At 50.9% G+C, this 12342-nt stretch carries 12 protein-coding genes; 4 read left to right on the forward strand and 8 right to left on the reverse strand.

Annotated elements, in window-relative coordinates; genetic code table 11:
* Nucleotides 1-17: 17 nt before the first annotated feature.
* The 3 genes from EDM21_RS06830 to EDM21_RS06840 form a co-directional block, all read right to left on the reverse strand.
* Nucleotides 18-926, reverse strand: a complete 909-nt coding sequence (locus tag EDM21_RS06830) for a selenium metabolism-associated LysR family transcriptional regulator (RefSeq protein WP_157334132.1) — start codon at nt 924-926, stop codon at nt 18-20.
* A gap of 116 nt (nt 927-1042) precedes the next feature.
* On the reverse strand, nt 1043-1480 hold the full coding sequence (locus EDM21_RS06835; RefSeq protein WP_157334134.1) for a hypothetical protein: 438 nt from the start codon (nt 1478-1480) through the stop codon (nt 1043-1045).
* A gap of 286 nt (nt 1481-1766) precedes the next feature.
* Nucleotides 1767-2030 (reverse strand): YlbG family protein, encoded by a 264-nt coding sequence (locus EDM21_RS06840; protein WP_068774545.1) that lies wholly within the window; start codon nt 2028-2030, stop codon nt 1767-1769.
* A 64-nt stretch (nt 2031-2094) separates the two neighbouring features.
* Here EDM21_RS06840 and EDM21_RS06845 point away from each other — a divergent pair, with 64 nt between their 5' ends.
* Nucleotides 2095-3117 carry an asparaginase gene (locus EDM21_RS06845; protein ID WP_157334136.1) on the forward strand — a complete coding sequence of 341 codons (1023 nt, stop codon included), beginning with the start codon at nt 2095-2097 and terminating at the stop codon, nt 3115-3117.
* Nucleotides 3118-3301: 184 nt separating this feature from the next.
* On the opposite strand, the gene EDM21_RS06850 is transcribed toward EDM21_RS06845, so the two are convergent.
* From EDM21_RS06850 to EDM21_RS06860, 3 genes are all read right to left on the reverse strand, one after another.
* Nucleotides 3302-3751 (reverse strand): YlbF family regulator, encoded by a 450-nt coding sequence (locus EDM21_RS06850; protein WP_166541872.1) that lies wholly within the window; start codon nt 3749-3751, stop codon nt 3302-3304.
* A 135-nt stretch (nt 3752-3886) separates the two neighbouring features.
* Complete coding sequence (locus EDM21_RS06855; protein ID WP_157334138.1) at nt 3887-6100, reverse strand: helicase-associated domain-containing protein; 2214 nt, start codon at nt 6098-6100, stop codon at nt 3887-3889.
* On the reverse strand, nt 6090-7769 hold the full coding sequence (locus EDM21_RS06860) for a DNA repair helicase XPB (RefSeq protein WP_157334141.1): 1680 nt from the start codon (nt 7767-7769) through the stop codon (nt 6090-6092). The genes EDM21_RS06855 and EDM21_RS06860 overlap by 11 nt, the downstream gene beginning before the upstream one ends.
* 193 nt (nt 7770-7962) lie before the next feature.
* Between EDM21_RS06860 and EDM21_RS06865 the strand changes: the two genes are divergently transcribed.
* Nucleotides 7963-8718: a thermonuclease family protein gene (locus EDM21_RS06865; protein WP_157334143.1), complete on the forward strand. Its 756-nt coding sequence runs from the start codon at nt 7963-7965 to the stop codon at nt 8716-8718.
* Nucleotides 8719-8915: 197 nt separating this feature from the next.
* Here the strand turns inward: EDM21_RS06865 and EDM21_RS06870 are convergent, their stop codons facing one another.
* Nucleotides 8916-10070 (reverse strand): M20 metallopeptidase family protein, encoded by a 1155-nt coding sequence (locus EDM21_RS06870; protein ID WP_157334888.1) that lies wholly within the window; start codon nt 10068-10070, stop codon nt 8916-8918.
* Nucleotides 10071-10278: 208 nt separating this feature from the next.
* On the opposite strand from EDM21_RS06870, the gene EDM21_RS06875 reads away from it, so the two are divergent.
* Complete coding sequence (locus EDM21_RS06875; RefSeq protein ID WP_166541873.1) at nt 10279-10626, forward strand: YugN family protein; 348 nt, start codon at nt 10279-10281, stop codon at nt 10624-10626.
* A 10-nt stretch (nt 10627-10636) separates the two neighbouring features.
* Nucleotides 10637-11821, forward strand: a complete 1185-nt coding sequence (gene ftsW, locus EDM21_RS06880; protein ID WP_166541874.1) for a putative lipid II flippase FtsW — start codon at nt 10637-10639, stop codon at nt 11819-11821.
* Nucleotides 11822-11946: 125 nt separating this feature from the next.
* Here the strand turns inward: ftsW and EDM21_RS06885 are convergent, their stop codons facing one another.
* Nucleotides 11947-12330 carry an Asp23/Gls24 family envelope stress response protein gene (locus EDM21_RS06885; RefSeq protein ID WP_157334147.1) on the reverse strand — a complete coding sequence of 128 codons (384 nt, stop codon included), beginning with the start codon at nt 12328-12330 and terminating at the stop codon, nt 11947-11949.
* Nucleotides 12331-12342 lie beyond the last annotated feature (12 nt).

The following is a 12342-nucleotide window of genomic DNA, read 5'->3' on the forward strand; positions in this document are numbered from 1 at the left end:
CTAGTCATTCCGTCCCTTCACAGCCATTTGTCCAGATCATCCCGCCTCATAAAATTAAGGAAGCTGACGGCGGACAAAGGCAGCAAAGTGGAGTTTAAATAGATCGCATGAAAGCTCCGTCTGAAAGAAATCCCTTCGATTTTCTTCAATTTCAAAATTCCCAGACTCACTTCGTGCTTAACGGAGCTTTGAGACAGGATGGATATCCCTAGTCCTGCTTCTACCGCGGATTTAATCGCTCCTGTGCTCCCTAACTCCATCACTATATTCAAAGGAGAGCTTATGCCTCTGCGCTCCAATTCTTCTTCCATTACCCTCCTCGTTCCCGATCCTTCCTCACGCAGCACAAAAGGAAAGCGGAATACATCATCCATTTGAATGCTCTCTTGTTCGGCAAGAGGATGTTCTGCAGGCACGATGAGCTTGAGCTCGTCACTCAAAATAGCCTCCGTGTGGACATCGGGATGCTGAATGGGCGCCTCCACCAGACCGAAGGTCAGCTGATGAGCGAATACTTCATCCAGGATTTGGGTTGTATTCATCACTTTCATAGATACCGATATATGAGGATATTCTTTGCTGAAAGGCCCCAGAAGCCGCGGAAGAATATACTCTCCCATCGTCAGTGAAGCACCAAGCTGCAGGCGCCCTTCCGCCATAGCGCTATAACCCGTCATAGCACCTTCGGTTTGGCGGATCAATTCCACACACTTGCGTGCGTAAGGAATAAGCGCTTTGCCGGCTTCGGTCAGCTCGATTTTTTTGGTGGAACGATGAAAGAGTTTAATCCCAAAGTGATCCTCAAGCGATTGAACCTGCATCGTTACGGCGGGCTGCGTCATATGCAGTGCCTGTGCGGCATGCGAGAAGCTACCCTTTTCGGCAACGGTATAAAAAATATGTAGCTGATGAAAATTCAGAGCCAAATCATCGCCGCCTTTCTTTGCCCTTATTATACCAGAACTTCGTGTACGAAAAAGAGCATGCCTGCAATAGCAAGCATGCTCTCCGCAAGACAATGAAGCTAAGGAGCGGCTTCCTGTTATCTGCGCTTGCGGCTGTTCTTAATTAATGTCATACGGCGGGAATGACGCAGCCATGAATAGTACGATTTGAGGTCCCGAAGTTCAATGGTCTCCGACATCCGGCCCAGGAAGGTCACGATAATCATTTTGTGCAAAGGATTGCCTGCAATATCCGTTTCATTCTCGATGACAGAGAATTCAGCCACCATCACGAGGTCGTCCTCAACCAGATAAACATCCTGCTCGTTTCTATAATAAGAAGCGATTTGGCCGTCCTTCAGCTTCTCCCATAAATAATCGCAGATGTCTTCAAATCCGGTTTTCTCACTTTCAATCCGGTCTGCCCAACGGAGCCGAGCATGATTCGTGATGACAATGTCCGCAATTTTTTTGTCATTCAGGATAACATAAAAAGGTTCGTACGTGCTCCAGCGGTCCATTATTTTGTCCCTCATGAATCACAACTCCTCTCCACACGCTGTTAGGTCTTTATACCTACGCCATCTATTGTAACCGATCTATTAAATATTTCCAAATAAAAATTATCACTTACCTTATTCATATGGCCGTGATCCCGGAAAAATGTCACACAAATGTAGAAAATTCAAAATAAACTAAAAAATCAAACTTTTAAATGGTGTTCTGCCTGATGAATAAGAGACCTGCTTGATCTAGTAAGCATCAGAACACACACGAGGGCATAACAAGAAGCGCAAACATCGTAACATTTGCGCTTTTGCCCTACAGTGTGTAAAATTTTGATTTGTCTGGTCCATTGCTGTCATACTCGGTTTTGATCTCGGCCCGGTATGAACGCTCCACTTTGCGGACATAAGCCAGCTTCTGCAGTTGGCGGATTGTCTCATCGTAGCGGCTTGCATTAATATAAAGAACCACGTATTGCATTTTTTTGGACATGTAGTGGACCGATCCGAAACGTTCCAAATTTTTGGCCGCCTTCAGGTCAGTCACCCATATGATTAATCCGGTTCGATCCGTTATCATGGCGGTTGACCCCTTTAGCTAAAAATTCATACATTGGTTAATAATCTAGGTTGGAGATGATTTTATGGTTCAGTCAGCTTCTGCTTCTTCAGCTGTTATCGCCCGAGTCGACCGCGGGCCCATTACCGAAAGCATTCACCGCGGGCACATCGCCGTCGTTAATAACGAAGGCCGCCTGCTCCATAGTCTGGGCGATCCGCAAGCGGTTACGTTTGCACGATCGACGGCCAAGCTGATTCAAGCGCTGCCGGTGCTTGAATCCGGCGCTGCATCCGACTTCGGGTTGTCGGATCAAGAAATCGCCCTGATCTGCGCATCCCATAACGGCGAGCCGGCGCACGTACAAACGGCGCGCTCCTTACTCGCCAAAGCGGGCGCAGATCCCGGGGATCTGCAGTGCGGCGCACATTTCCCCTTCCATAGACCAACCGCGAAGCGGATGAAAGAAGAAGGAGAAGCGCCAACGCCGCTGCATAACAACTGCTCCGGCAAGCATGCGGGCATGCTTACGCTTGCCGCCAAGCTTGGCCAGTCCGCCGATAACTATATGTCGCCTGATCACCCCGTTCAGCGGGAGATGCTGCTCGCGGTTGCCGACATGGCCGGCCTCGCGCCAGAAGACATTCCGCTCGGTACCGACGGCTGCGGCGTGCCCGTGTTCGGGCTCGCCATTGACCGCCTGGCACTGGCCTACGCCAGGCTCGGCAAGCCGTACGGCTTGCCTGCGGCACGCACAGAAGCCTGCGGACGCATTATTGGCGCGATCCGGCGCGAACCCGCTTACCTCGCGGGAGAAGACCGCTTCGATACACAACTGATCGAAGCGACAGGCGGGCGCATCATCGGCAAGATGGGCGCCGAGGGCTTGTTTGCGCTGACCGTACCGGAGGAAAGCCTGGGCCTCGTCCTCAAAATCGAGGACGGCGCGCAGCGTGCGCTCTACTGTGCGGTGCTGGAAGCGCTCAACCAGCTCGGACTCCTGAGGCCGTCCGAATTGAAAGCCCTTGCGGCATTTCGTGAACCAAAGGTAACGAACTGGCGCGGAACTGAAGTCGGCGTAATCAGACCTGACTTCCGCCTCTCTTGAAATGCAGCCGTGTTCCCGGAATCAAATTCCGGGAACACGGCTTTTTGGTTCATTATGCCTTCCGGCATAAAGCGGGAGGTCATACGGCGCGATGTACCTGCGCGTGTGATACCTGGACTATTCCGCTTCCGTCATTCATGCACAGGTTGCCAGCTTCTTCCGCGGGTCAAAGACCCGGAAAAAGTCAGCCGCAGCTGGAGCAGCCCCCGGAGCAAGAACCTCCGGAACAACCGCCTCCGCCGGTATCAAGTCCGCCAGGGACTTTGATCGTATCCGATACAGCAGCTGCGATCATTTTGGATACCGTATACAGCAGTTCGTCTAACCGCTCTTCCGCTTCTTTATATTTGTGAATGCTCTGTACATTGTCAAATTTCACCTGTACAGCCTGCACTCTATCCAGGGAGGCATGATAATCGGGATGAAAATGACCGAAACGTTCGCATTCTTCGAATAATTCCTTCGCTTTGTTGAATTCCCTGACAACTGACTGAGCTTGCAGATCATTCTCCATCGCTTGCTTCCAATATAAGTAATCCGCCACTTCGACGGAACGGTTGATGGAATCGGCAACATCATACGCTTCCATTAGAATGGAAGACATATCAAGCGTCTTGGCTTCCGCCATACTCACTCTCTATCACTTCCTTTTATGTTTCCTGTCCTGCCTTATTATCATATCATAGTTCCATTCGAGTTTCCCCATTTTTTGAGATCCTTTCCGATACCTTTTCCTCGTCCCGCTGTTAAACCAATGACAGCCACGCTTCTAATTGTGCCGTTCTTGGAATCCAGGCAGACGGATGCAGATGCTCCCAAATTCCTCCAAACCCAGCACCGCTCGGCGCCCATTTTCATATCCTTCTACAAATACACGATTGCCCTGCCCCCGAATTTCTTTGGGCACTAGAGTCCTGACAGAACCCCCGCCGCTCTCTTCCTCACTCTTTATACAAATAACTGTCCCCCATTCTATTGCCTGACGGATTATATTCAAGCAGGTAGAAGGGTGATACCGGCGATACTCGGTGTGCCATACGGAGGGAACGCTCCGGAGACCTTCAATCAATTCCTTGTCCGCGGGAATACGGATGTCCACATCCAGATATTGAACCGGATCCTTATCGTAGATAAGTCCTTTGGGATGCTTCTCTCCCGTATCTTCCCTGCTATGCGTCGCTGCCGTTACAGCCTTCTTCGGCTTCCGGCGAGTCTGATCGTACAAAATTTGTTTCCGGGGTGAAAATCCCGCATGTTCGAGAATATGAAGAAGCTCCCGTTGTTCATGATCCCGGACAATAAAAGTATCTTCACCGAGCTTCTCCACCACATAAGATTGAAGCTTCGGATGCTTCTCTATCTGCTCGGCTGCAGCCGGGTCTGTGCAGCGCAGCACCGTAATGTCGGCCAGATACACACGGCCATACTGCTCGCCCCAGGCAAGCAGAGTAACCCGCACCGGATCCGGCAATCCATGACGGGAATACCGCTCCAGCAGCGCGGCCGTACGCTCAGCCGATATACCCAGGTCAGCAGCCCGCTGAACCGCTTCTTTCGTCAAACGGTAAACGGCCACCTGATCCGCCCTCAGCCACTCGGTAGTCCGGGCGACTTCCCAGCGGACGTAAAGCGGGCATTCAGGCGGGACCATAATTTCAAAATCCGGCTGCACGAACAGGCAGCGTGCTGAATCATACCCTGCCTGCTCCGCCGCTTCGTAACCCGCTGATCTATCAGCCGGTTCTAATCCGCCGGATAAGCCTTCTTCCAGCCGGGAAGGGGCTTCGTCTCGTTCAAAGAGAGTCGCTTGGCTCTGCGGAGATAGAGTAGCCGCTGCATCCGTACCCGGCCCAGCCGCATAATCAATCGGAATGAGCCATTCAAACTCGCTGTCCCAGCCCCCCTGGACCGGGTGCCACTGAAGCCATCCGAACGCGCGCATAGGCTGCAGCCAAGTTTCGATCGCCTCCGCTATCAACTGATCCGCTTCCTTCGCGCTCCCGACAATTCCCCATCTTCTCAGCAGATCTACCAGGACCGGTAAACTCTGTTTGATTCCGGCAGGCACCCTTTCCATCAAAAGCACAAGATGCTGCAATGGACTGGTATCGGGAATTCTATGCTCTCTCCAGAGCCTGTACAGGATTCCAGTCCGCTCCGGACGTTCCTTATGCAGCCACTCACGCAGTTTCTCTTCCTCACACTCTATCCGGTCATCACTGCGCACAATAAGTCCGAGTCTAAGCAGAAAATCAAGAGCCACGGCTGCCGCCGGACTGTATGTATCCCCGAAAGGATACTGTAATTTACAGCCCGCTAAATCTGCTTCTGCCAACGTAAGCCGCTCAGCCAGTTTCTGTACATGCCGCTTATGAATAGCTCCACGCTGCGTAAGCGTCAATTCGTGCAGATGCACATAACTTAGAGCGGCAAACAGATCGAGATCAAGCCCCTGTCTGGGCTTATCTCCGGCATCTGACAATTCCTGAATTCGCAGCACCGCTTCTCGTGTTTCTTGTTCTTCCTGTTCACTGCTGCTCTGCAGCGCCTTTACTCCGGTAATTTCTTCGCTCCCTTTACGGATCGGCAAGTTGATCGGAAAATATATCCGCTGCCAAGCCCTCATCCCGTCATGAGGAAGCAAATATAACGGATCTCCCCAAGATTTGCGGAAAGCCGCTATAACTCCATAGGCGCGCAAACTTCCTAACGCGCTTCTCATAAAAGCAAGCGCCCACTGCCCGGCAGCTTCCGCCAGCTCCCCGGGCGTGAAGGCCCGGCTGCCGAACCGGACCAGGATCAAGCGCAGCAGGCTGTCTTCTTCCTCGTTCAAGCCGCTGTGCAGCACTCTTAGCGCTGTGTCATCGGTATAAGCATGCTCAGGCATTAGCCCTTTCTCGGCTGCTTCCCTGACCCAAGTCTGCTCAAACATACGATCACGCGCAGACTGCGGCATTTTAGCGAACAACTGTCTATAATTCATCGTTTCCCTCCTCCATCCGGTACTCATAGCCCTGCTCCAACAGAAACACTCTCCGGTTCAGCGCATATTCCTGCTCGGTTGTCCCTTTACTCACCAAGGTATAAAAAAAAGCCCGATTCGCTTCCCGTTTCGGCCGCAAAATCCGTCCCAGACGCTGGGCTTCCTCCTGCCTGGACCCGTAGCTTCCCGAGACTTGAACGGCAACCGATGCATCCGGAAGATCAACGGCAAAGTTGGCAACCTTGGAAACCGCGAGCACCTTCACTTTCCCTGCCCGGAAATCCTGGTACAGCCGTTCCCTGTCTGTCTGGGGCATGCCTCCTGTAATAAGAGGAAGATTGAGCCGCTTGGCAATGCCGCGAAGCTGGTCTAAATATTGCCCGATGATCAGTATGAACTCATCTTTGTGCCGCTGCAGAATCTTCATGACAACGTCTATTTTAGCCGGATTCTCGCCCGCAATCCGAAAGCGGCTTCGCTTGTCGGCTTCATAATAGAGCCGCATGGATTCCCGAGGCATTCCCACGGCGACTTCGCTGCAGGTAACCCGGGCAATCCAGCCGCTTTCTTCCAGCTTCTTCCATGGCATGTCATACAATTTGGGCCCGATTAAGGAGAAAACATCGGCTTCACGCCCATCCTCCCGGACCAGCGTGGCCGTAAGGCCAAGCCTCCGGGTAGCCTGAATATCCGCAGTCGCCCGGAAGACCGGAGCAGGGAGAAGATGTACCTCATCATAAATGATAAGCCCCCAATCGCGGCTGTTGAACAGGTTCATATGAACCTGCTCTCCCCCTTTTTCCCGGCGGTGGGTCAAAATTTGATAAGTCGCAATCGTAATGGGGCTAACCTGTTTATGGGCACCACTGTATTCCCCGATCCTGGATTCATCCAAATCTGTCTTGGCTCTGATTTCTTTCATCCATTGACGAACAGAAGTAATATGGGTCGTTAAAATCAACGTGGCACAGCTCAGCCTTGCCATAACAGCAATACCGATGACCGTCTTCCCTGCACCGCAGGGCAGCACCAGAACTCCGCTTCCGCTATCGGTTCCGGCAGGAGACCGGAAACTATCAACGGCCTGCTCCTGATAGCCGCGGAGAGTCACTCCGCTAAGACTTACAGGCAGCTCCTCTCCTGAATGATAACCGGCCTGATCTATTACCGGATAACCCAGACGCGTCAGTTCTTGTTTCAACAGCCCACGCAGATCAGGCCGGATGACAAGAAAATCCGGTGTCTCCGCCGCGTCCGAAAGTCCGGAACTGCCGCTTATAAAGCGCCTGAAATCTTGGCGTCCCTTTATTTGGGCCAACAGCTCCGGACGCTCACTTTCCAGCAGTAAACAGCCGTTTGCAGATATAAGCCTAAGCAGCCCGTACCTGTTATGGGTTTCTATTATTTGTTCCGCAGCCTTGCGCGGTATCCCATACTTTGATTTTTCTTCAAGAAAATGAACGATCCGCGCGCTTGCTATACCGGAAGCCGCTGCGTTCCATAGAGATAACGGAGTAATTCTATAGGTATGAAGATATTTCGGACTTTTAATCAATTCCGCAATCCATGCAAGTTCAGCCCGTACGGCTTCAAAGTCCTCATGATCCGTTTCAAGCAGTACAGTTAAATCATTCTGGACGATCAGAGGAGCGGAGTCCCGCAAATCCATGGCATACATCTTCCTTCATTGGTCTGTCTTCTACTTAATAGTATGAAAGGAAGCGCATTGAAATAAACATGCTGCGGACTTCTGGCAATCCGATTTGTGCTCCATTTCGGAGCATTGTATACTAACTAGGTTGCAGAAACGCACTCATTACGTGAATGTTACACTCCAAAATGCCAACAAGAGGACGGATCTTATGAAGAAAATTGCAATGCTGCTGCTGATTTCGATGACGACTTTACTAGCCTCCGCCTGTAGTGCAGGCAGTGAATCGGGCTCTTCTTTTACCGATCAAATCTATAACCATTATCCGCAATTAAAATCTCAAAAGATGACGACAGGTCAAGTTAAACGCGTTGTAGATGGAGACACTTTCACACTAGAAACCGGAGAGAAAGTACGTCTTATCGGTGTAAATACACCAGAGACCGTCAAACCGGACAGCCCCGTGGAACAATACGGCAAAGAAGCCTCGGCTTTCACCAAAGATGAACTCACCGGCAAGAAGGTATACCTCTTCAGCGACGCCGGTGATTCAGATAAGTACGGACGCCTGCTGCGGTATGTATTTATAGACGGGCAGACAGTGATGTTCAATGAGCTGCTGATTCGCGAAGGCTATGCCAACGTCATGACCATCCAGCCGAACGCTATGTTTGCAGATGCCTTTGTGAAGCTTGAACGGGAAGCCAGGCAGCAAAATAAAGGACTGTGGGGGGCTGAAAAGAAACCCGGACAAACCTCCGGCAGCAGTTCCGGCGAATCCGCTCCAGGCAAACCTGCCAGTGCTGCCTCCTGCAAAAATCCTGCTATCAAAGGAAATATCAACTCCAAAAATGAAAAGATCTATCATATGCCCGGCGGGGCCAGCTATGATCAGACACAAGCCGAAGAGATGTTCTGTACGGAGAAAGAGGCACAATCGGCGGGGTTCCGAAAAGCGGGTAAATAACGATCAATCGGCAGCAGTCAGTCAGGAAACGAATACAGCTTGCCAATCATATCGCGTAATTAAAAAGGGCAATCCGTTTAGAAACGGATGCCCTTTTGGCTTCTTATACAGTCTATCTGCAGATACAGTTCATGCGGCTTAAATAGCGGTCTTCCCTATCCTGTTCAACGGAAAAAGTGCAGCGAACGATCCGGCAATTAAACGACCGACTGTGATTGCTTGGTACTAAGAGCCAGCCGGATCAGCAGCTTGCCGGCGGTCAGCATAGCCCGCTCATCCAAATCGAATCTCGGATGGTGATGCGGATATGACGCTCCAATCTCAGGGTTGCCTGCCCCTACGAATATAAAGCAGCCGGGGATCCGCTCCAGGTAATACGCGAAATCCTCGGCCGCCATAACCGGCTCTAATGTCCGCACGTTCTCGGCAGGCAGCAGTTCGGATGCTACTTGTACAAAACGCTGGAATTCTGCAGCATCATTCACAAGCGGCGGGTATCCGAGCCGGTAATCCATCTCGGCCTGAGCCCCGTACATGCGGCAGGTCGATTCTACTATCTCTTCGACTCTGCTCTTCACTTCCATTCTCAGCTCGGCATCGAAGGTTCTCGTAGTTCCCTTCATCTCGCACGATTCAGCAATAACATTAAAGTTCGATCCGCCGTGCAGGGAACCGATTGTAACCACACACGACTGAATCGGGCTCACGGTCCGGCTGACGATCGTTTGAAGGTTCACAACAACGTGAGAGCCGATTACAACGCTGTCAACCGCCTGATGCGGCAGTCCGCCGTGGCCGCCTTTGCCGCGGATAGCAAAATCAAATTCGTCCGCCGCTGCCATCATAGCCCCGGGTGTGGAACCGACCACTCCCAGTTCCAACGGTGTCCACAAGTGAACCCCGTATATGAAGTCGACACCATCCAGCGCACCCGCCTCAATCATCGAGGCAGCTCCCCCCGGGGTTACCTCTTCCGCATGCTGAAAAATAAACCGGATGCGGCCTTGTATCAGATCGCGGCGCTCACTTAAAATTTTGGCTGCAGCCAGAAGTGTCGAGGTATGGGCATCGTGGCCGCAGGCGTGCATGACGCCCGGAACGGTTGACACATATTCACAGGTTTTCTCATCCTGAATAGGCAGTGCATCCATATCCGCACGGAGAGCAACCGTGGGGCCGTCCGTTTGTCCCAGCAGGTCTGCAACAAGTCCGTTGCCGCCCATGTTAGTCTTCACATCAAGGCCCCAGTCCCTCAGTTTCTCGGCTACGAATGCAGCCGTGTTTACTTCTTTATAGGAAAGCTCGGGATGCCGGTGCAGGTGCCTTCTCCATGACACCATTGTTTCGTACATTGCCTCCAACTCGTTGTCCAGTGTAATCAAGGTATCACCCGCTCCAAGGTATTATTGGTTCTTCCTTCCATTGTACCAAATCCCCCGGCGTCTTTCACCGCTAATTATAGTTGAAAAATTACAACGCGGCAGGGCTGCGTTTACTTGCAAGACTTTGGGAAACATACTATCATGGTTAAAGAATGTATAGATATTGGAGGCGTCTGATGTGATTATTGAAACGACTGGCTTTAAAGGCCTGAAAAGCGACCTTGCTCACCTCGATGATGTAACTGCGAAACTTGGTTTCGTTCGTTGGCAGTGGGAGTATACACGAGCTACTTATGATTTGAAACTCGAAGACCAAACAACCAATGCAGAATACTTCCTGCGTGTAAATACCCGCGCGGAATCCGGCAAGTTAGAATCCCCTTATGCCATTCTGTATATTGAAGAAGCATACATAGGCAAAGCGACCTTCCCTCACGGATTAGATTACGAATCTCCGATTCCGGATCATATCCTGAACAAAGCAAAGCAGAAGCTGTCCCAACTTCATCAACTGCTGGCCCAATAGGGGACATCCAGTGAATGCCCCGCGCAGAGGAACACCTGATTTTCTGCTTCTTTTCCTGACCTTTGCTTTGGTCTGTTTCGGCGTTGTGATGGTATTCAGTTCAAGCTCGGTATACGCAGCCACCCGGTGGAATGATTCTTGGTTATTGACTTCCAACCAAATTATTTCCGTCCTGATCGGTACCTTTTGTTTGCTGTTAACGATGAATATTAGATATACCAAACTTAAAAAATTAGTGATTCCGGCTTTTATAATCATACTTATTCTGCTGGTTGTCGTTCTTATGATCGCTCCCGAAGATAAAGGTGCACGAAGCCGGTTAAAAATCGGCCCCTTAAGCATGCAGCCTTCCGAATTTGCCAAGATCGGCATTATCATGTATCTGGCTTTGTTGATCGGTAAGAAGGGAGAAAGAATTAAAAAGCTTAAATCCGGCTTGCTGCCCGCTATTATCGTTACCGGTTTCGTTAGTGCTTTAATTGTGGTACAGCCCGATGTCGGTACAGCCGCGATCTTTATCCTAACCGCCTTTACCGTTATATTCGTTGGAGGCGCCCGGCTCAAGCACCTCCTCATTCTAGGCGGATTAGGTGCAGCTACCATCACGATCTTACTGGGACTCTATTTCTTATTCGATCCCGAGAGTGCTTCTTCATTCTTCAGTATTCGAATGGCGAGGATTAACACTTTCCTGAATCCCCGCGATGATATGCTCGGTGAGGGCTACCAGATCATGCACGCTTTATATGCACTCGGACACGGCGGTATTATGGGAACAGGGTTCGGACAAAGCATCCAGAAGATGTATATCCCTGAGCCGTATAATGATTTTATCTTTGCTATTATTGCCGAGGAGTTCGGCTTAATCGGAAGCTGCCTTTTCCTGCTGGTCTATATCGTATTTATCTGGCGCGGACTGATTATAGCTGTCCGCTGCCCCGATACATTCGGCATGCTGACAGGAGTAGGCATTATGGGAATGATCGGTTTCCAGGCGATCATCAATATCGGGGGCGTCATCGGTGCCATTCCAATGACCGGTGTCACCCTGCCGCTCATTTCTTACGGCGGCTCCTCGATCATGGCCACTTTGATCGGCATGGGGATTGTACTCAGTCTCTCACGCGAGCAGAATCGGCTCGAGAAGAAAGAGAAAGTGGAGAAGGTCACCCAGACGACCCGTGTATACCGGTAGGTCTAATCTTCTATACTGCTCGCTCCCTCATTCGAGCTGACGCCATTCAGAGGACAAACACAACAAAGAGGATGCTCTGAGAGCATCCTCTTTGTTTAGTTATGTACCTGCCGTAAGCCGGAGATTTACTTCACACGCTGCGGATCATCAAGGGCGATCTCATCTTCCTTGAAAGAGACACCTTCAACCTTGACATTCACTTCCACAATGCGAAGTCCCGTCATATTCTCCACCGCTTCTTGTACATTTAGCTGAAGCTCTCTGCATACGTCCTGGATTCGGCTGCCGTAAAGGACAATCACACGCAAATCAACCGCAGCTTCCACTTGTCCTACCTCAACAGAAACGCCACGCTGTACATTTTTACCGCTGAGGCGTTTGGCAAATCCTTCTGAAATCCCGCCTGACATCGCTGCGATCCCCGGCGTTTCTACAGCCGCCAGGCCGGCAATTGTAGCCACTACATCGTCTGAAATGCGAATATTACCCGTTTGAATATCTTCAGCCATCCGAACCACCCT

It is taken from the genome of Paenibacillus lutrae (assembly GCF_009757775.1).
In the GTDB taxonomy this organism is placed as follows: Bacteria; Bacillota; Bacilli; order Paenibacillales; family NBRC-103111; genus Paenibacillus_F; species Paenibacillus_F lutrae.

Bases quoted from the DNA above. Each gene is read 5' to 3' on its own strand.
- EDM21_RS06835 (WP_157334134.1), bottom strand. From the start codon at position 1,480: ATGAGGGACAAAATAATGGACCGCTGGAGCACGTACGAACCTTTTTAT.
- EDM21_RS06870 (WP_157334888.1), bottom strand. From the start codon at position 10,070: ATGTACGAAACAATGGTGTCATGGAGAAGGCACCTGCACCGGCATCCC.
- EDM21_RS06865 (WP_157334143.1), top strand. From the start codon at position 7,963: ATGAAGAAAATTGCAATGCTGCTGCTGATTTCGATGACGACTTTACTA.
- EDM21_RS06855 (WP_157334138.1), bottom strand. From the start codon at position 6,100: ATGAATTATAGACAGTTGTTCGCTAAAATGCCGCAGTCTGCGCGTGAT.
- EDM21_RS06845 (WP_157334136.1), top strand. From the start codon at position 2,095: ATGGTTCAGTCAGCTTCTGCTTCTTCAGCTGTTATCGCCCGAGTCGAC.
- EDM21_RS06860 (WP_157334141.1), bottom strand. From the start codon at position 7,769: ATGGATTTGCGGGACTCCGCTCCTCTGATCGTCCAGAATGATTTAACT.
- EDM21_RS06885 (WP_157334147.1), bottom strand. From the start codon at position 12,330: ATGGCTGAAGATATTCAAACGGGTAATATTCGCATTTCAGACGATGTA.
- EDM21_RS06840 (WP_068774545.1), bottom strand. From the start codon at position 2,030: ATGATAACGGATCGAACCGGATTAATCATATGGGTGACTGACCTGAAG.